The following is a 20124-nucleotide window of genomic DNA, read 5'->3' on the forward strand; positions in this document are numbered from 1 at the left end:
ACAACTACAGTAGCGCCTACGACAACGGAAGCTCCAACGACAACGGAGGTACCTACAACTACAGTAGCGCCTACGACAACGGAAGCACCTACAACTACAGTGGCAACTACCACAACTGAAGTGCCAACTACAACAGTAGCGACAACAGAAGCTCCAGTAGTGACAACCTCAGCTCCTGTAGTAACAGAGGCACCAGTAGTAACAACATCAGCACCTGTAGTAACAGAAGCACCAGTTGTAACGACATCTGCTCCTGTAGTAACAGAAGCGCCGGTAGTGATAACCTCAGCACCTGTAGTAACAGAAGCGCCAGTAGTAACAACATCTGCCCCTGTAGTAACAGAAGCTCCGATAGTAACAACTTCAGCACCAGTGGTAACAGAAGCACCCGTAGTGACAACAGTTGCACCTACAACAACTACTACGACAACTGAGGCTCCAACTACAACTACAGCTACAACTGTGACAGAGGAGCCCACAACTACAACAGTAGCCACAACAGAACTACCAACACCAACTCCTGAGGCAGAAGTTTCAGAAACGGTAGCAACAACAGAAGCTCCTGCACCAACAGCTGTTTTAACAAATGCCGTTGAAGACAAAGTTGTAACACCAGAAACAAATACGGAAGCAACTGAGTCACGTGTGTTAGCAACAACTCTTGCTGCTAAAGCAGAACAAGCACAAGACAAAGAAGCAAAAGATGCAAAAGATCCATCTCCAGCGCCCGTTGCACAAGCAGCGCCAGCAGGAGAAGACGAATTACCAAATACAGGTACTTCAATGGGAACTTTATATCTGATTCTTTCAGCAGTGTTCTTAATAGGTGGCGCATTCGTATTCGCTAAAAGCAAAAAATAAAATAGTTCAATAAACTAAGAAGGAATTAGACAGTGAAGGCTGTTTAATTCCTTTTTTTGCGTAGTTATTTTCAGTCTCAAGTCCCAGAGAAATCGGCCTTTAGTACCATGCCCCAAAATTAGGGAATGATACAATAAGTCTATAAGGAGGGAGTACCATGAAACAGTGGAATAGACTTCTCAAACTAGGGTTGTTTATCTTCTTAACACGCGCCTTTGTGAATCATATCTATGGCTCGTTTCCAAGAATGATGTTTGCATTCGTCTTTTTAGCAAGTATCTTTTTCTTCATCCTATTTCCAGAAGAAATGGGGATGAAATCAGTTTTTGGAAAGAATAAGCCGTTGGAGAAAACTTCAAGTAAGGTGCAAGAACGATATGAGCAATCAGGATTATCCAAACAAGATATCGACTATTTTAGACAAAAAATGGCAGTGGTGAAGACGCAAATTGAGGAAATTGATGAAACGATTCAAAGTTATACCAAACTACGAATTATTAGTAATCGATACAATACGACTCAAACGATGAAGGAGTATTTCAAATCTCTCGTCAAACACCCTGAAAAGCTTCCAGATGCGAACTTGTTCGTTCATACTTGTGTACCGTCGTTAAATGAAATGACGAAAGCGTACAAAGAATTGAGTGAGCAACCTGTAAAAGGAAGCGAAACGTATCAAACGCTACAAGAATTAGGAGAAAAAATCGATCTCGTCTGTGCGACGCTGGAAGAGGATTACTTACATTTCCAAGAAGACAGAATTAAAAAGTCAGAAGCAGAGATGGATTACGTAAACCGTACGATAAAGGAGTAGAGAACAATGACTGAAGAAAAATCAATGGTGGATGCACTGATTCAAAACCCATTTGGAGAAGACGTAGTAAAAAATACGACGTTGCAAGATGTGGCGAGTGACTTCCCACAAGAACAAGTAGATGCTAAACGTGCGCTAGTGGATACCTTGCCAGAGAAACAACAAGAACAAGCCCGCGCACTTGCAAAACAAATCGACGAAAAGAATATGCAGGCCATTATTAGTTATGGGGCCGGCGCGCAAAAGCAGCTCGGTGAATTCTCACATTCGATGCTCGCTCATGTGCAAAATAAAGATACAGGGGAAATCGGGGATACGCTCAATGAATTGATGATGCGACTCAATGAGACGGATCCGAACGACCTTGTGGCGCAAGACTCGAATATCTTCCGCAAAATCTTTGGACGCGTGAAGAAGTCGATTTACGAAATGCAATCGAAATACCAAGAAGTGGGCTCACAAGTCGATAAGATTGCCGTAAGATTAGACCATGAAAAAAATGGCTTATTAAACGACAACTTGTCACTTGAACAACTGTACCAACGCAATAAGGAATTCTTCGAGGCGTTAAGTATTTATATCGCTGCTGGGGAATTGAAGATTGAAGAGTTGCAACAAAAACTTATCCCTGAAGCGATGCAAAAGGCGCAAGAGACAGGAGACCAAATGGATGTACAAGTCGTCAATGACTTACATCAGTTCTTAGATCGTCTTGAAAAGAGAAACCACGACTTGAAATTGACGCGTCAAATGACGATTCAACAAGCGCCACAAATTCGCTTGATTCAAAATACAAACCAAACATTAGCAGAGAAAATTCAGTCTTCAATTACGACGACGATTCCTTTATGGAAGAATCAAATTGCCATTGCGATGACATTGCTTCGCCAAAAAGATGCCGTGACAGCGCAACGTCAAGTGTCTGAAACGACGAACCAATTGATTCAAAAAAACTCTGAAATGTTGAAGATTTCTACGATTGAAACGGCTCGTGAAAACGAACGTGGAATCATCGATCTTGAAACTCTTCAAAAGACACAACAAGACTTGATTGAAACATTAGAAGAAACTATCTTAATTCAACAAGAAGGCCGTCAAAAACGTAGAAAAGCCGAATACGAATTGACGCAAATGGAACAAGAACTCCGCGAAAACTTACTCGTTTTAAGCCAAAAAGAAAAACGTGTGAAAGAAGAAATGCGCGGTTAACCATGACAGAAATCTTTACCTTTTATTCCTGAATAAGGACTGGAGTGTAAAGATTTTTTTGTTTTTAGCTAGTGTCTGTAATGTTTCAATTCGTTAACAAAATGATAAACTTCGCCGTGAACCTTGATATTTTGGCTAACATTATTTAAAATAGGATGAAAGGAAAAAATATTATTTTAATGAGGTGAAAAAATGCACGTATGGGTCGTAGTTCTCGCGTTATTAGCATTAGCAGTATTTTTCTTATTCATTTCACTATTCTTAAAGGATAACCAAAATGAAGAAGAAATCGATGAATTAGCAGAAGGTTTATTAGAATTAAATCGTGAAGTATATTCATTAAAGAAAAAAATTCAAGAATTAGAAGGAACAACTGTTTACAAAGGACCATCAGTTGAACCAACTTACGAAGAAGTTCGCGCTGCAAAAGCAGCTGAAGTTCGTGTAGCTGAAAAACCAGAACCAGTAGCTGAAGAAACAGAAGCAGTGGAAGAAGTAACTGTAGAAGAATCTGGTCGCCTGCACAATGTAACAAAACAACAAATCATTACATTATTCAGCCACGGTAATTCAGTAGAATCAATTTCTGAACAATTAAACGTACCTGTTTCAACAGTACAATTGGTAATCGATAACTATTTTGAAGCAGATGCAAATTAAGGAGGAAGAACATGAGTAAAACGAAATTTCGTTCTTTAGGAATGGGCTTCTTATTAGCAGCGTTAATTTTAGCATTGGTTACTGTGATTTGGCCTTTCGTACCACAATCATTAAAGAGCCAATTAGATGCAGTGAATTTGCCAATCGTTTCTGAAGGAGCAAATGAAGCAAGCTATAAAGCAGCTTACGAGTCTTTATTAGCTGAAAAAGAATCTGGTAGCCAAGCGTCTACATCAAGTGCTAAAGCTACTTCACAAGCTTCAACAACTGAAGCAGCAACTACACAATCTTCAAAACCTGTATCTATTACAATTGAAGAAGGCGAATCATCAAACGATGTTGCCGACAAATTAGAAAAAGCAGGCTTAGTTAAGAGTGCTAAAGAGTTCATAGATTACTTAACAACAAATAACATTGCTGATAAGATCTGGACTGGTACTTTCGAAATTAAACCAGGAAGTTCTAATGAAGAAATCGCTCGTGCAATCGGAGCGTTACAATAATAGACATGAATGAGTGTTACAGTCGAAGGGCTGTAACACTTTTTTTGATTTAAATTAAAGTTTTCTGAAAATTAGATGAAAACTGTGGTACAATGGAAGTACGACTTTAGAAAGTGGAGTGAGAATATGATTGAAAGAAGTCAAGTAGATGTAAATCAAACATGGGACTTATCGCATTTGTTTGAAACAGAAGAAGCTTTTAACGAAGCGTTAGAAGACCTTAAAGGAAAAGTAGATGCTTTCCAAAAGGAATACGAAGGAAACATTACAACAGCACACCAAGTGAATGCTGGTTTAGCAACTTACCGTGCCTTATTAGAACAACGCGGTAAAATTTCTGCGTATTGCAACCTTGCAGTGAGTGCGAATACAAGAGATAAAGAAGCACAAACACGTGCTGCACAAACACGTACAGTATTAGCTGGATTAGATGCCAAATTAAGTTTCTTTGAATCTGAATTAAGCCAATTGGATGATGCGGTATTAGAAGAAGCACGCGCGAGTAAAGAAGATGCTTTATATATCGAACGTCTCTTAGAAGATAAAAAACATTTATTATCAAAAGACGTGGAAGCAACCTTAGCTGCTCTAGGAAATACATTGGATGCTGGTTACCAAGCATACAACGATATTAAATTCAAAGACATGCACTTCCCAGACGTAGAAGCAGACGGACAAGTGATTCCGATGACATACAACAGCTTTGAAGGCCGTATGCAATCAGAACCAAATACTGCAATCCGTCGTGAAGCGTTCAAAGTATTTAGCGACACATTACGCAAATACCAACACAGCACAGCTTCAGCGTATAACACACAAATTCAAAAAGAAAAAACAATGGCAACATTGCGTGGATTCGATTCAGTGTTCGACTACTTATTAGACCGTCAAAAAGTTTCTCGTGAACTATATGACCGTCAAATCGATGTCATCATGGAAGAATTGGCGCCACATATGCGTAAATTCGCACGCCTCATCAAAGAAATCTATCAATTAGATGAAGTACGTTATGAAGACTTGAAACTTGAAGTAGATCCAACATACGCTGCCAAAGTAACGTATGACGAAGCAAAACAATACATCTTAGAAGGGTTAGCACCTCTAGGAGAAGGTTACCTCAAGATTATGAAGGAAGCCTTCGATAACCGTTGGATCGACTACGCTGAAACAATCGGCAAACGTACAGGTGCGTTCTGTTCATCACCTTACGGAGCAAACTCATTTATCCTAATGTTCTTTACAGAAGATATGAATGACTGCATGACGCTTGCGCATGAATTAGGACACGCAGGTCACTTCCAATTAGCGTACAAACACCAAAATATTCTAGATGGTCGTCCAAGTATGTATTTTGTGGAAGCTCCATCAACAACCAACGAATTATTGGTTGAGTTCTACTTGAAGAACAAAGCGGGAGATGACTTACGTATGAAACGTTGGATTTCATCTCAAATGGTCGCTAAAACGTACTATCATAACTTTGTGACTCACTTATTAGAAGCGTACTTCCAACGCGAAGTATATCGCTTAGTGGACGCAGGTAAGAGCTTAGACGCGGATACATTGAATCGTTTATTCAAAGAAACATTGGCGAAATTCTGGGGACCAGAAGTGGTTCTTACAGAAGGCGCAGAGTTAACATGGATGCGTCAACCGCACTACTACATGGGATTATATTCATACACTTACTCAGCTGGTTTAACAATCGGTACACAAGTGGCGAAAATGATTCAAAAAGACTCAAGTGTGGCAAACACTTGGGTGGAAGTATTGAAGATGGGCGGAACGAAGAGCGCAGAAGAGCTTGCAAAAGCAGCAGGCGTGGATGTCTCAACAGATGCACCGCTTAAAGATACGATTGCAACAATCGGTGACTTAATCGACGAAATCGTAGATATTACAAAACAATTGAATGCATAAAATAAAGGTCAGCAAGGATTTTCCGTGCTGACCTTTTTGCATTTATTTTATTGGTTTGACTGAGACACGATCAATTGAACGGATCCGCTAACCTGAAGTGCAGGTGTTCCAGAAGGCAGAATAAAGGAATCTGCTTTTTGGATTGGGTACTGCGTTCCGTCGACTGTGAGCGTTCCTTTTCCGTCTAACACCGTTACAAGGTGATAAGTAGAGGATAGGGCATCACTATAGTCGCCGTTGATATCGTATTTCCAAACGGTGAAGAATTTATTCTTCACAAAAGTCGTTCTCGTTCCAGTGTCAGTCGTCACTACTTGTTGATTGGTTGTTGGGACACTGTGCGGAATGGTTGTGACATCTTTTGTTTGTTGAATATGCAGTGGACGAGGGTTGCCAGCGTCGTCGGTGCGGTTATAGTCATAGACGCGGTAAGTCGTGTCCGAATTTTGTTGCGTTTCTAGAATCACAATACCGCCACCAATGGCGTGAATTGTGCCACTTGGAACATCGAAGAAGTCGCCCGCTTTAACAGGAACTTCGGTGAATAGCTCGCTCCATGCTTCATTGTCTATTTTCTCTGCAAATTCTTCTGGAGTCAGCGCTGTATGTCCGTATACAATTTTTGCGCCTGGTTCTGCTTGAACGACATACCAGCATTCATTTTTCCCATATTCGCCTTCATGTTCCAGCGCATATTCGTCATCTGGATGCACTTGAATCGATAAGTCATCGGACGCATCGAGTAACTTAATGAGAAGGGGAAAGCTTGCTAATTGTTGCCCATTAAAGAGTTCCGGATGGGTTTTATAGAGTTCATCTAATCCGAGTCCTGCATATTCTGCAGGGCTTTTTATCGTTGAAATCCCATTTGGATGCGCGCTAATAATCCACGCTTCACCTGTTTTATCTGAAGGAAGAGTAAAGTTAAAGAGCGAATGCAATTTCGTCCCACCCCAGATTTTCTCTTGAAGTACGGCATTTAAAAAGATTGGTGTTGTCATCATCGTGCCTCCTATGAAGAATGTCTTAATGCGAATGAATTGAATTCAAATAGATCGTATCTGTGTCGGCTAATCGAGTACTCAAATGGAGTGCCATTGTCGAGGTAGGCCACTTGTTCTACTTCGAAGACTGGCTCCGTTGGAAGTAATTGTAAGTATTTTTGTTCATCTTCAGAACTTGGTGCCGCACGCAAGATTTTTGTGGCACTTGCGATGCGTAAGCCTAGTTTGCCTTCGATATATTGATAAATAGAGTCTAATAGAACTTCCTCGGTAATTCCTGGAATGACGCTGGTACTCATATAGGTTTGTTCTAATACATACGGTTTACCGTCGATGATGCGAAGTCTATGAATATTATAAACAGGACTTTGCAGCGGTACTTGTAATTTTTCTGCTAGAAATTCCGAGGCAAACTCTAATTTAAAATGAATAATTTTGGATTCAACAGTAGAGTGTGAATCCTCGGAAATTTTCGTGAGCCCTTTAATATCGCGTTCTGGAACGATGAGTTTTCGCTTCGACGTGCCGCGAGAGAGGACAAAGGTACCTTGGCCACGTTTTCTGAAAATAAGCCCTTCGGAAACGAGTAAGTCTAATGCTTTCTTGACCGTCATTCGACTGCTGTTAAATTCTTTCGTTAATGTGATTTCATCGGGTAATTGTTGGTTAATGGCGTATTCGTTATTTAAAATCTTTTCACGAATCGCATGGTAAATCTGTAAATACTTTACGCTCATCGAATGTCATCCTTTCTCTAAACTAGCTATATTATAACAAATGAAGAATGAATAGGCAAAATCGACAATTTGAATACTATTTATAAATATTGTCTAGACAAATATTAAAATTGTGATATACTATACGTGAAAGAGCTTACAGAAAGGAGGTTGATTATGAAGAAACAATTGAGTTTTCCTCAAGGGTTCTGGTGGGGTGCTGCTTCAAGTGGACCGCAGACAGAAGGACAATTCGATAAGGCACATGAAAATGTGATGGATTACTGGTTTAGAACTGATCCAGAAGCTTTCTTTAATGGCGTCGGTCCAGATGTTGCGAGTGATTTTTATCATACGTATCCTGAAGATTTTCGTTTGATGAAGGAGATTGGTTTTAATTCATTCCGTACATCGATTCAATGGAGCCGTTTGATAAAGGACTTCGAAACGGGTGAAGCTGATCCAAAGGCTGTGGAATTCTACAACGCGGTTATTGAAGAAGCAAAGAAAAATGATATTGAATTGGTGTTGAATTTACATCACTTCGATATACCAGTTGAATTGCTTCAACAATATGGCGGTTGGGAAAGTAAACATGTCGTGGACTTATTCGTGAGGTTTGCCAAGACGGCATTTGAATGTTTTGGTGATAAGATTCATTATTGGACAACTTTCAATGAGCCAATGGTTATTCCGGAAGCAGGATACTTATATGCATTCCATTATCCAAACCTAAAAGGGAAAGGGAAAGAAGCTATTCAAGTGATTTATAATCTAAATCTTGCAAGTGCCAAAGTGATTCAACTCTATCACTCGTTAGGATTGGATGGCGAGATTGGGATTATTTTAAACTTGACACCTGCTTATCCAAGAAGTGATGCTCCAGAAGATTTAGCAGCAAGTCAATTTACAGATGATTTCTTTAACAGAGTCTTCTTGAATCCAGCGGTGAAGGGAACATTCCCTGAAACCTTGGTGAAAAGACTAGAGGAGGACGGCGTGTTATGGAGTCATACTGAAGAGGAATTGCAGCTCATTCGAGAAAATACAGTCGATTTTCTTGGGGTGAATTACTATCATCCAAAACGTGTTCAGGCGCAGCCAAATCCAGAGGAGTACAAAACACCTTGGATGCCAGATCAATACTTTAAAGAGTATGAATGGCCTGAGCGTCGCATGAATCCATATCGTGGATGGGAAATCTTCCCGAAAGCCATTTATGATATCGCCATGATTGTGAAGGAAGAATATGGTAATATCCCATGGTTTATTAGTGAAAACGGAATGGGTGTTGAAAACGAAGGTCGCTTCATCGGAGAAAATGGAGTCATTGATGATGTGTATCGAATTGAATTTTACGAAGAACATCTAACATGGCTACATAAAGCGATTGAAGAAGGTAGTCGTTGTTTTGGATATCATACATGGACTGCTTTTGATTGCTGGTCTTGGAATAATGCGTATAAGAATCGTTACGGATTTATTTCTGTAGATTTAGAAACGCAAAAGAGAACCATCAAGAGTAGTGGAAGATGGTATCGTAACGTCAGCGACAATAACGGCTTTGAAGTAGAAGTAGAGGAATAAAGAGAGGAGATATTCAGATGAAAGACTCAAAATTTATTGATAAATTTGCCGCGTTTGCAGGTAGATTGGGGAACCAAATTCATTTAAAAACCCTCAGAGATGCATTCGCAACAGTAATGCCATTATATATTTTGGCAGGGCTAATCGTTCTCTTGAACAACACAGTCTTTAAGTGGATTTTCCAAGGGGATACATTAACAAAATTCCAATATTGGGGAATTACAATTGCAAACGGTACTTTAAGCATTTCAGGTATTATTATTGCCGTAATGGTTGGTTATTTCTTAGCGAAAAACAGAGATTTTGAAAACCCATTGGCAGCATCAATGCTATCATTAGTTTCTTTAATTGTTATGATGCCAAATACAGTTTCTGCTGTTCCTGATGGCGCAAAAGATGCCGTGAATATTTCAGGTGTTCTTTCATTTAACAACACAGGTACAGGCGCAATGTTCGCAGGGGTTATCGTAGCGATTATTGCAACAGAACTATTCATCAAATTATCGAATGTTAAAGCATTGCAAATTAACCTTGGAGACAACATTCCACCAGCAGTTGGTAAATCATTTAGCGTATTACTTCCAGTAATGACAGTTATTTCATTATTCGGGGTTGTATCAGCATTGTTATTCAACATGTTTGGAACAAACTTAATCTCAATTATTACAGTCTTCATCCAAGAACCAATTCGTCATATTGGTACAAGCTTAATTGGGGTAATCATTATTTACTCTCTAGGAAATATGTTATGGCTATTTGGTATTCACCAAGCAGTTATTTACAGTGCAATCCTAGAACCATTACTATTAATTAACATTACTGAAAACATCGCTGCTGCAAATAATGGACAAGCGATTCCACACATCATCAACTTATCTCAAGTTCAAACATTTGCGTTAATGGGTGGTAGTGGATCTACATTATGTTTATTAGTGGCAACATTCTTAGTGAGCCGCAACGCTGCTTCTAAAAACGTAGCTAAATTATCATTTGGACCTGGACTCTTCAATATCAATGAACCTGTTTTATTCGGTTATCCAATCGTTTATAATATTTCATTAGCGATTCCATTTATCTTAACTCCAGCTCTTGGTATTTTAATCAGCTACTTAGCAACAGTTGCAGGTTTCATGAGTCCAGCATTTGTACAAGTTCCTTGGACTACACCTGTATTCTTAAATGCATGGTTAGCAACAGCAGGGGACTTCAGAGCAATTCTCGTTCAATTAGTCATCTTTGCACTTGGAGTTCTTCTATACATTCCATTTATCAAAGTTAATGATAAAGTTGTTGAACAAGAAATGAAGGGATAAGATTATGAAACAAATTTTATTAGTATGTAATGCGGGAATGTCGACAAGTATGCTCGTTAAAAAGATGCAACAAAGTGCGACAGAACGTGGGATTGAAGTCTCAATTGAAGCAAAATCCATTACAGAAGCGAAAAAGAATATCCATGAAGCAGATGTTATTCTCATCGGGCCACAAATTCGTTATGAGTTACCTGCAGTAAAAGAAATCGCAGGGGATATTCCAGTAGATGCGATTGATATGCGCGACTACGGAATGATGAATGGCCCTAAAGTATTAGATCAAGCCTTAGCATTGATAGGAGAATAATATGACAGAAGAAATGGAACTCATCTGTTTCCAGCTGATTGCCAATAGTGGTGCATCAAAATCTTCTTTTGTAGAAGCGATTCAAGCGGCTAAAAAAGGGTTGTTTGAAGATGCGAAAGCAAAACTTGTGGAAGCAGAAGAAGCCTTTGTTGAGGCGCATAAAATTCACGCAGAGCTCATTCAAAAAGAAGCGAGCGGAGAAAAAACAGAATTTTCATTACTGTTTATGCATGCCGAAGACCAAATGGCTTCAACAGAAATCGTAAAGTTATTAGCGCAAGAGCTAATCGAACTGTACCGCGATAAACACGCACAATAAGAAGTTTATAACCACAGATTGGGAATTCTCCTAATCTGTGGTTTTTATTTAGAATCCACCTTAGAAAGATAAGATTCCGTAGAAGCTTACGGATTCTATAATAGCAGTAACGTGTTACGCATTAAATGCGAATTAGGAGGTGTAGGAATTCATTTCGTACACCTCCTTTGAGGCTTTAAAGGTGAGAGACTTAGGCTCGAACCGGTGCAACGTTACAGCTATTATGAAGATATCCGTAAGGCTTCGAAGGAATCTTTCTCTATGTTGAGAAGAGACTTTCATAATAAACAGAATCATTAAGAAATGCCTAAATCCTTTTAAAACGCGTAGATTCAGTGATAAAATAAACTGACATCAACCGTGGAGGAACATATGGAAGACAAAAAATTATTTATGAATACATATACAGGGCTCGTGTTTAATACGCTTGAAATGGTTCCAGATAATGTAGCCATTGAAGATATTGCGCATGCCTTAAGTATGATGTGTCGAGGAAACGGACATCTTCGTTTCTTTTATTCAGTAGGATTACATAGCATTAACTGTGCACAAGAAGCCATTGCCAGAGGATACCAAACAGGAACCGTCCTTGCGTGTTTACTACATGATGCGACTGAAGCGTATATCGCTGACTTAATTCGTCCTGTGAAAAATCAATTGCCAGAGTACGAAATCATGGAAAATAACTTATTCGAAGTGATTAAAGAGAAATTCTTCTTACAACATGTAGAAGAAAAAGAATGGGCAAAAGTGTGGGCGATCGATTATGAAATGCTCTCTAATGAATTGCCAATTATCTTAACGGATGAACCGATAATGGAAAAAGCGCCATTACTGAGCAGTCCAATTCTCGAAGAAAGAAGCATGCGAGCGGTCGAACTCGAATTCTTGAAGTTATTCACCGAACTCTTTGAGGCGTATCAAAAAGACGTGAAGAACTTGAAACGCGCTCAGCAGAAGAGAGAACTAGAGGCGATGACGCCAGGGAAACGCCGAGCGGAAGAAAAACGAGTGGTCGAATGGCTAAAAGGAATGCCACAATGGATTGAAGCCAAAACTGTTGCCTTAACAATGCCAATGCGAATGGAATTCCAATTAGATTTAATCGTTCAAGAGGCCAGAAGCGCTGGGAAAACAATATTCGTTCCTGTGACGATGCCAGATAAGACATTGGTATTTGTCGAATGGAATGAACAAACAACCTTTAAACGTACTTCTTATGGTGTACTAGAACCAGTCATTGATAGCACGCATCCGTTATTTGAAGCCAAGGACCTGGATTTAATCATTGTTCCTGGACTACTTTATAGTACGAAAGGAGACCGTATCGGATTTGGTGGAGGCTACTATGATAGAACCTTACAAAAGGTGGATGATTATCGAATTCTTTCTCTAGCGTATACAACACAGGTGACACCTGTTGTCGACTGGCCGGTATTTGAAACGGATATTCATATTCCAACGATTATTACAAGTGAAGGAGTGGTTCGAGATGTTTAAAATCAATCCATGGAAATTAGAACGTATGAAGCGCAACTTTAATGAGAGCTTCAGCTTTACTTATTTATTTTTAGCGATTCAAGCAGCGCTCTTTATCGTAATGACGCTTGCAGGTGGTAGCACGAATGGACAAGTTCTTGTTAATTTCGGGGCGAAATTCAATCCGTATATCATTCATCAACATGAATATTATCGATTCCTAACGCCAATTTTCTTACATATTGGCCTGGAACATATTTTATTTAACAGCTTGTTCTTATATATGATTGGCCGTCAGATGGAGTACGAAATTGGACACTGGAGATTCCTTGCGGTGTATCTGTTATCAGGAATTATGGGAAACCTTGCAAGTTTTGCATTCTCATCTAGCATTTCAGCTGGGGCAAGTACGGCGCTCTTTGGACTCATGGGAGCTGTAGTTTATTTATCACGAAAACACGGCTACATTCGTTCTTTTAGGCAAATGGGCGTGCAATACGCAGGACTTATCATTATCAACATTGTCCTTGGGTTTATTAACTCAGCAGTCGATAACTATGGACACTTAGGAGGACTCGTTGGTGGGTACTTAGTGATGGCTGCAATCAGCTTTAGAGGAGACCGTTTGACAAAACCTGCTTCACGCATTGCAGGAATTGTTGCGTATTTTGTCATCGCAATTTTACTTTTTGCACTAGGAATGAAAAGATAATGCTGTTATAATGTAAGCATATACAAGTTTCATGGAGTGAATACAATGGAAAAGAAAATTATTGGTATTGATTTAGGTGGGACTTCCATCAAATTTGCGATTATTTCACTTGAAGGTGAAGTTCAACAAAAATGGTCGATTCCTACCAACATTTTAGACGAAGGAAGCCACATTGTGGACGACATTATCGACTCTATTCGTCATCGTTTAGATTTATTAGGACTAACAAATGAAAACTTTGCTGGTATCGGGATGGGTTCTCCAGGTGTTGTTGATAGAGAAAAGGGTACAGTTATCGGTGCCTACAACTTAAACTGGAAAACATTACAACCTTTGAAAGAAAAAATTGAAGGAGCACTTGGAATTCCGTTCTTCATCGATAATGATGCCAACGTTGCAGCACTTGGTGAAAAATGGATGGGTGCTGGTGGAGACCAACCAGATGTAACCTTCTTTACACTTGGAACAGGTGTTGGCGGTGGGATTATCGCTGAAAATCGTCTGATTCACGGTGTAGCAGGTGCCGGCGGGGAGCTTGGACACATCGCTGTTGATTTCAGTGAACGTCCTTTTGCATGTACTTGCGGTAAAAAAGGCTGTCTTGAAACAGTAGCGAGTGCCACTGGGATTGTGAACTTAGCCCGTCGTTATGCAGACGAATATGCAGGCGATTCAGAGTTGAAAGCAAGAATCGACGATGGACAAGACGTGAGTGCAAAAGACGTGTTTGATTTAGCAAAACAAAACGATCCACTCGCATTAATCGTGATTCGTCATTTCTCAAAATACCTAGGAATTGCATGTTCACACGTTGCGAATATGTTAAATCCATCCTTCATCGTTATCGGTGGTGGAGTGAGCGCCGCAGGAGAATTCTTGCTAGAAGGCGTTCGTAAAGAATATGAACAATTAGTATTCCCACAAGTCCGCGAAACAACACATTTACGTTTAGCAGAACTTGGGAACGATGCAGGAGTCATTGGAGCAGCTTCTTTAGTGCTTTTGAAAGATTAGAAGAAACATGATACAATATCTCTTGTCTTATTAAAATTATTTTTGAAGGAGTTTAGTCTCATGTGGTATATTATTTGGGCTCTATTCATGGCCTACGGAATTTACTTATTTGTATTAGTTTGGATGCGTCAATCTGCTGCTAAAGTGGTTAGCGCTGAAGAATTCGGAAAGGATTTACGTCATGGACAATTAATCGATGTGCGTGAAAAAGACGAATTCAAAGCAGCTCATATTTTAGGAGCACGTAACATTCCTTATTCTCAATTTAAAGAACGTTACATGGAATTACGTAAAGACCAACCAATCTATTTATATGAAGAAGGCGTATCAATCGCTGGTCGTTGTGCTTACCGTCTAAAGAAAAATGGATATACAAATATTTACATTTTAAAACATGGCTTCGAAGCATGGAACGGTAAAGTGAAAAAAAGAGAAAACTAATATGAAAAAGAGCTAGTTCAGTTGAACTAGCTCTTTTTTATTTATTCGGCTTGATGCTTTCTGTAGTCCCCTGGTGAGACTCCAGTTTTCTCTTTAAAGATTTTCGTAAAGTAAGAGTAATTATCATATCCGACTTCAGAGGCCACTTGAGAAATAGGGGTCTTCGTATCCGATAGCAATTCTTTCGCAGCATGGATACGTTTATCCGTAATGTATTTAACGAGTGTTTCGCCTGTTTCTTTCTTAAAGACACGAGCAAGGTGATCCGCGCTGAGGTACACCATATCTGCTAAAGTCGTTCGGCTCAAGTCTTCTTTGTAGTGATGGTCGATATATTCGATGATGCGTTGAATACTATTCTTTTGGTTTTCAGCATCCGTGACAAAGTTTCTTGCATGAGACCAGTAGTAATTGAAGTATTCTTCGAAAGACTCAATCGAATGGAATTTTCTTTGGAAGAGGAAATCATGATGCGCATTTTGGAAAAGCTTGTGCGCTGAAATCCCATTTTGGTCTAAGTAAATTCCAATTTGTTGCGTCCAGTCCAGATGGAGTTTTTGCAAGATGGATTTTGGCACCATTCCACCTGAAATATAGTGTAAGAGACTCTTTTCTAGTTCAGATTCATCTAATGAATCCGAGAAGGAGATGGAGTTCGTTGCAACTTCTTTTTCCTGTAAAACAGCAGCGTCAGAAGATACTGGAATAATCGTATTCCAATAAGGCACTTGTTGCCCAGTTGCCGCGTAGAGTTCTTTTACGTCTTGTAAAATATTCGGGCATTGGAAGCAACTGTTGAACGTAATGATGGAATTATGATGCAACTTATCCTGCATCTCTTTTTGGATTTTTCTGACGAATGTCTCACTATTGATGGAGTTGTCCACTCTAAAGAGGCAAACGTAATGGTCCACGTGTCCTTCCATCTTAAACAGACTCGCTAATTGATAAGCTTCATTTGAGAAAGCTTGGAATACTTTTTTCAACTGTGAAGTCCATGATGGAATTTCTGGGGCGTAATCTGCTTCATTAATATGCAATGTAATCACACCTGTTAAGAAATACTGATAATCTTTTAAACTCAAATTGCGACTGCGCATTTCTGCTTGCAATTCTTGCAGACGGTGAATACGTGGTTTTCTTAAATATTCAAACCAGAAATTATTCTCTGCTTGGAAAGATGTCTCAAGAGGTGCGGCTGGACGTTGCTCTGTAATCTTGTCCAGCGCCTTTTGAATGATGAACTCCAATTTTTCGAAGTTAATCGGTTTTAAGTAGTATTCAAAACTTTGCAATTCAATCGCTTTTTGCGCGTAGTTGAAATCCGCATAGTTCGTTAAAAAGATGGTTTTGATGTCGTAATTTTCGTTTCTGACCCAAGAGAGCAGTTCAAGACCACTTCCTTGAGGCATTTCAATATCGCTAATCATTAGGTGGATAGGATATTCTTTAATGATGTCTTGCGCCTGAGTGAGGCTGTTCGCCGCGTATACGTTGTCGATTTTTAATCGATCCCAACGGATTTTTTCACGTAACGCTTCGATGATAAAACGATCGTCATCAACGAGTAGTATATTCATTAGAATCTCCTTTCAACGCTTTATAGGGGAGACGCGCATAAATTCTTGCGCCACCCGTGTCGTTATTTTCAAAAGTAATCGTATAATCATTTGGATAGAGAAGGTTAAGCCGTTCAATCGCATTGGTAATTCCGATATGATGACCGTCTTCTGACATTAATGATTCCATGTTCTTGAGTTTTTCAAGAATCTCTGGAGTAAAGCCTGGACCATTGTCTTTGACGCAAATCTCAATATAAGGCTTTTCTTCTACCATTCGTTTTTGAAGAGAAAGGTCAATGGCAATCCCGTCTTGGAAAGAGAAACCATGCTTAATCGTATTCTCAACGAATGTTTGAAGTAAGAGGGAAGGAACGAGCGCATCGTGCAACTGTTCATCGAATGTTAAAGCAAAATCGATATGCTCCCCGTAACGAATGCGTTGAATCTCTAAATAGTCCTTAATATGTTGAATTTCTTTATCCAGTGGTGAGAAGTCTTGGTCCACCATAAAGAGATATCGTAAGTAGTCGGACGTTAAAATCGTTAACTCTTCAATTTCCTTATAGTTCTCCGTTTGAAGCATACTGTGAATCATGGAAAGCATGTTCAAATAGAAGTGAGGTCGGATTTGACTCTTTAAGTAGTTGAGTTCGACCTTTTTTAATTCCAGCTGTGCATGATACTCACGAATTTTTAAGTCTTGCATATCAAAGAGCACCTGGCTCAATTTATCATTGGCAGTATCGATTTCCAAAATCCCTTCAGAAGAAGCGATGTCGTAAATAGAGGTGTTCTCGTCAATTTTTGAAAGTCGTTCGGTTAGTCGTGTAATTGGGCTTAACATTCTATTTCGAATGAAAATAATCAATACAAGAGAAGCAATCGCAATTAAGATAGGAACAATTGCAATGAACACTTCAAAAAGAACGATACTCTTGAATACGTCTGTATAGTCGACGGCTACGTAAATATCAAATGGCAGTTGCGTCCGTTCGCTATCGGCTTCGATTAAGTGTGTGGAAGACGATAAGTTTTTCGGTTCTTTCAGCGAAATATGTCCATTCTTTCCGATATTCAGTTTCCGAAGTGGCATCAGGATGTCTTCCGCAGAGATAACTGCCATAATCGTTTTCTCTTTATAATGAACGACTTTAATCAAGTATTCCGTATCGTTGATAAGAATCGCTTGCCATTTACGGTCGTCCGTATTATTTCTGAACGAATTGATATTGTTTTTTAAATATAAGTAATCTTGATAGGGAATATAGAGAGTTGAAGCACTCAGAAAATGATGCGTGCCTTCAGTAGCCACCAAAAACGACATATGTGTTTCGTGTTGGTATTCATAGTCATTAAAAGTGGTCTGTACTTTTTTGACGGTTTGCTCATAATCCGTGTAACTTTGTGGCTCATTTAGTTCGTCCAAACCCTTATCGTGAGTGACCGTTGAATACAAAAAGCGTTCAACGGAACGCATTTCATCATTCAGTCCATTGGCGTAAATTTCAATGGAACTCGTCAATTGTTGAATATTTTGATTCTTAATAAAATCTCTTGTGGCATTGCTGACAAAGAGACTGATCACTGTGATGAGGATAAGAAGTACTAATAAGACTTGAAAGAAAAATTTAAAAGAATGTCTTTTAGATAGAATACTATGTAGTTTCATAACTTTTACCTCGCTTCTCAAGTATAACACTATCATAAAAGTTGTCAAAAAACGATATGAATTAAGAAGATGTCGGAAAAGTGATATAAATTTGGCAATATTGTCTGAATAGTGAATAGTTCTTATCGAAAAAGTGATATAAAGAAAGCGTTTTATTTTATAAAATAATGACAGGAATTTGAAACAGGAGGGAAATTATGAAAGATTTAACCCAATTACAAAAAAGAAAAATAAAAAGCAACATTCCTTTATATGTGCTACTATTTCCTTCAATTATTTTACTTATAATGTTTGCATATATTCCAATGTTAGGACTTGTGATTGCTTTTAAAGATTACTCACCGGCAAACGGAATTTTAAATAGCCCGTGGGCAGGGTTTAAATATTTCACCCAATTCTTTAATTCAGTTCAATTCGGAACAACGATGATGAACACATTAAAGATTTCAATCTATAGCATTCTCGTTGGATTCCCATTACCAATCTTACTAGCGCTCTTATGTAACCAATTAAGAGCAGGGAAATTCAAAAAAGTCTTTCAAGTAACGACTTATTTACCACACTTTATTTCAACAATGGTTATGTGTGGGATTATCATTTTATTCTTATCACCAAATAGTGGGTTGATTGCTAATATTTTTAAATCACTTGGATGGACAATGCCAAACTTACTATCAAAACCAGATAGTTTTGCAGGCGTTTATGTTTGGAGTGATGTTTGGCAACATATCGGTTGGGACAGCATCATTTACTTAGCAGCTTTATCAGCCATCGACCCAACGTATTACGAAGCGGCTACGATGGACGGAGCTTCTCGTATGCAAAAGATTCTCAACATCGACTTACCATTACTTTTACCTACAGCAATGATTCTATTGATTTTAAGAGCCGGAAGCTTATTAAGTATCGGTTTTGAAAAAGTATTACTATTACAAAATCCATTGAACCTAGCTGGAAGTGAGGTGATTTCGACTTACGTATATAAAGTTGGGATGCTTAACTTCCAATACAGTTACTCTACAGCAATCGGATTATTCAATACTGTAGTCAACTTAATCATTCTATTATCTGTCAATTGGTTTTCTAAACGATATACCAAAACAGGACTATTTTAAAAGGAGGGTGGTCATAGCATGAAATGGTTTAAAGCTTCAAGAAAATCAAAATCAGATTTGTTTTTTGACGTAGTGATCTACGGTTTTGCAATCTTGTTAATTTTATTAATCGTATACCCATTGTGGTTTGTTGTGATTGCGTCCTTTAGTAATCCTTCTGATGTAGCCAATGGTAAAGTTTGGTTCATTCCACACGAATGGAAATTAGATGGATATCAACGATTAATTGAACAACCACTGTTCTTAAGAAGTTATCTCAACACGATTTTATATACAGTAGTCGGTACATTAATCGCACTACTCATCAACATCCCTGCTGGGTACGCATTATCTAGACGCGATCTACTTGGTAAAAAGTGGCTCAGCGTTCTCTACATTATTCCGATGTTCGTATCAGGTGGATTGATTCCAATCTACTTAACAGTGAAGAGTGTCGGACTTGTCGATACATTCTGGGTAATGGTTGTTCCATTTGCAGTATCTTCTTACAACATCATCGTTGCAAGAACATTCTTCAATAACAGTATCCCAGAAGGAATGTGGGAAGCAGCCCAAATTGATGGCTGCGGAACAATTCGTTATTTCTTCAAGATTGTGGTTCCTTTATCAAAAGCCATTATCGCCGTAATCGGTTTATGGACAGCGGTTGGTATTTGGAACTCATGGTTTAACGCCTTAATTTACTTAACAAAAGAAAACTTGCAACCATTGCAATTAATCTTAAGACGGTTATTAATTAGTAACCAAATGATTCAATCTCAGGCAACAGGGGAACTTGCATCAGACCTTCGGATTAAAGCTGATATGATGAAATATGCAGCGATTGTAATTTCAACAGCTCCGATTATGTTGCTTTATCCATTTGTCCAAAAATATTTCAATCAGGGTGTCATGATTGGCGCACTAAAAGAATAGGAGA

20 protein-coding genes are annotated in these 20124 nt (G+C 38.9%); 16 read left to right on the top strand and 4 right to left on the bottom strand.

Annotated elements, in window-relative coordinates:
* The 6 genes from ADH02_RS09440 to pepF all read left to right on the top strand — a co-directional run.
* Positions 1-861 (top strand): LPXTG cell wall anchor domain-containing protein (locus tag ADH02_RS09440; protein WP_048782249.1); only part of this gene is annotated, 861 nt, incomplete at its 5' end.
* Between the two features lie 157 nt (positions 862-1018).
* Entirely contained in the window at positions 1019-1675 is a 657-nt protein-coding gene (locus ADH02_RS02255; RefSeq protein WP_048782250.1) for a 5-bromo-4-chloroindolyl phosphate hydrolysis family protein, read from the top strand.
* A gap of 6 nt (positions 1676-1681) precedes the next feature.
* Complete coding sequence (locus tag ADH02_RS02260) at positions 1682-2884, top strand: toxic anion resistance protein (RefSeq protein WP_048713294.1); 1203 nt, start codon at positions 1682-1684, stop codon at positions 2882-2884.
* A 192-nt stretch (positions 2885-3076) separates the two neighbouring features.
* Positions 3077-3544 (top strand): helix-turn-helix domain-containing protein, encoded by a 468-nt coding sequence (locus ADH02_RS02265; RefSeq protein ID WP_048782252.1) that lies wholly within the window; start codon positions 3077-3079, stop codon positions 3542-3544.
* Between the two features lie 11 nt (positions 3545-3555).
* Entirely contained in the window at positions 3556-4047 is a 492-nt protein-coding gene (locus ADH02_RS02270; RefSeq protein WP_048782254.1) for an endolytic transglycosylase MltG, read from the top strand.
* A 126-nt stretch (positions 4048-4173) separates the two neighbouring features.
* Positions 4174-5967 carry an oligoendopeptidase F gene (gene pepF, locus ADH02_RS02275; protein WP_048782256.1) on the top strand — a complete coding sequence of 598 codons (1794 nt, stop codon included), beginning with the start codon at positions 4174-4176 and terminating at the stop codon, positions 5965-5967.
* A 47-nt stretch (positions 5968-6014) separates the two neighbouring features.
* On the opposite strand, the gene ADH02_RS02280 is transcribed toward pepF, so the two are convergent.
* Both ADH02_RS02280 and ADH02_RS02285 read right to left on the bottom strand, forming a co-directional pair.
* Positions 6015-6968 carry a type I phosphomannose isomerase catalytic subunit gene (locus ADH02_RS02280; RefSeq protein WP_048782258.1) on the bottom strand — a complete coding sequence of 318 codons (954 nt, stop codon included), beginning with the start codon at positions 6966-6968 and terminating at the stop codon, positions 6015-6017.
* A gap of 11 nt (positions 6969-6979) precedes the next feature.
* Positions 6980-7708, bottom strand: a complete 729-nt coding sequence (locus ADH02_RS02285; RefSeq protein ID WP_048782260.1) for a GntR family transcriptional regulator — start codon at positions 7706-7708, stop codon at positions 6980-6982.
* Positions 7709-7864: 156 nt separating this feature from the next.
* Between ADH02_RS02285 and ADH02_RS02290 the strand changes: the two genes are divergently transcribed.
* From ADH02_RS02290 to ADH02_RS02325, 8 genes are all read left to right on the top strand, one after another.
* Positions 7865-9274 carry a glycoside hydrolase family 1 protein gene (locus ADH02_RS02290; RefSeq protein ID WP_048782262.1) on the top strand — a complete coding sequence of 470 codons (1410 nt, stop codon included), beginning with the start codon at positions 7865-7867 and terminating at the stop codon, positions 9272-9274.
* Between the two features lie 17 nt (positions 9275-9291).
* Entirely contained in the window at positions 9292-10587 is a 1296-nt protein-coding gene (locus ADH02_RS02295) for a PTS sugar transporter subunit IIC (RefSeq protein ID WP_048782264.1), read from the top strand.
* A gap of 4 nt (positions 10588-10591) precedes the next feature.
* Positions 10592-10894, top strand: a complete 303-nt coding sequence (locus ADH02_RS02300; protein WP_048710215.1) for a PTS sugar transporter subunit IIB — start codon at positions 10592-10594, stop codon at positions 10892-10894.
* A 1-nt stretch (position 10895) separates the two neighbouring features.
* On the top strand, positions 10896-11213 hold the full coding sequence (locus tag ADH02_RS02305; RefSeq protein ID WP_048782266.1) for a PTS lactose/cellobiose transporter subunit IIA: 318 nt from the start codon (positions 10896-10898) through the stop codon (positions 11211-11213).
* A 372-nt stretch (positions 11214-11585) separates the two neighbouring features.
* Complete coding sequence (locus tag ADH02_RS02310; RefSeq protein WP_048782268.1) at positions 11586-12713, top strand: 5-formyltetrahydrofolate cyclo-ligase; 1128 nt, start codon at positions 11586-11588, stop codon at positions 12711-12713.
* Positions 12706-13404 (top strand): rhomboid family intramembrane serine protease, encoded by a 699-nt coding sequence (locus ADH02_RS02315; protein ID WP_048782269.1) that lies wholly within the window; start codon positions 12706-12708, stop codon positions 13402-13404. Before ADH02_RS02310 ends, ADH02_RS02315 begins: the two co-directional genes overlap by 8 nt.
* A gap of 45 nt (positions 13405-13449) precedes the next feature.
* Positions 13450-14418 (top strand): ROK family glucokinase, encoded by a 969-nt coding sequence (locus ADH02_RS02320; protein WP_048782271.1) that lies wholly within the window; start codon positions 13450-13452, stop codon positions 14416-14418.
* 60 nt (positions 14419-14478) lie between these two features.
* The gene (locus tag ADH02_RS02325; protein WP_048782273.1) at positions 14479-14859 is read left to right on the top strand and encodes a rhodanese-like domain-containing protein; all 381 of its coding nucleotides are present in this window, start codon (positions 14479-14481) and stop codon (positions 14857-14859) included.
* A gap of 41 nt (positions 14860-14900) precedes the next feature.
* Here the strand turns inward: ADH02_RS02325 and ADH02_RS02330 are convergent, their stop codons facing one another.
* Both ADH02_RS02330 and ADH02_RS02335 read right to left on the bottom strand, forming a co-directional pair.
* A complete protein-coding gene (locus ADH02_RS02330; RefSeq protein ID WP_048782276.1) occupies positions 14901-16439 on the bottom strand; it encodes a response regulator transcription factor in 1539 nt (512 codons plus the stop codon).
* Complete coding sequence (locus ADH02_RS02335) at positions 16420-18090, bottom strand: sensor histidine kinase (RefSeq protein WP_048782277.1); 1671 nt, start codon at positions 18088-18090, stop codon at positions 16420-16422. Before ADH02_RS02335 ends, ADH02_RS02330 begins: the two co-directional genes overlap by 20 nt.
* A gap of 197 nt (positions 18091-18287) precedes the next feature.
* Here ADH02_RS02335 and ADH02_RS02340 point away from each other — a divergent pair, with 197 nt between their 5' ends.
* Both ADH02_RS02340 and ADH02_RS02345 read left to right on the top strand, forming a co-directional pair.
* Entirely contained in the window at positions 18288-19205 is a 918-nt protein-coding gene (locus ADH02_RS02340; protein ID WP_048782279.1) for an ABC transporter permease, read from the top strand.
* 18 nt (positions 19206-19223) lie between these two features.
* The gene (locus tag ADH02_RS02345) at positions 19224-20120 is read left to right on the top strand and encodes a carbohydrate ABC transporter permease (RefSeq protein WP_048782281.1); all 897 of its coding nucleotides are present in this window, start codon (positions 19224-19226) and stop codon (positions 20118-20120) included.
* The last annotated feature ends 4 nt before the right edge of the window (positions 20121-20124 follow it).

It is taken from the genome of Streptococcus sp. 263_SSPC (assembly GCF_001071995.1).
Classification (GTDB): domain Bacteria; phylum Bacillota; class Bacilli; order Lactobacillales; family Aerococcaceae; genus Granulicatella.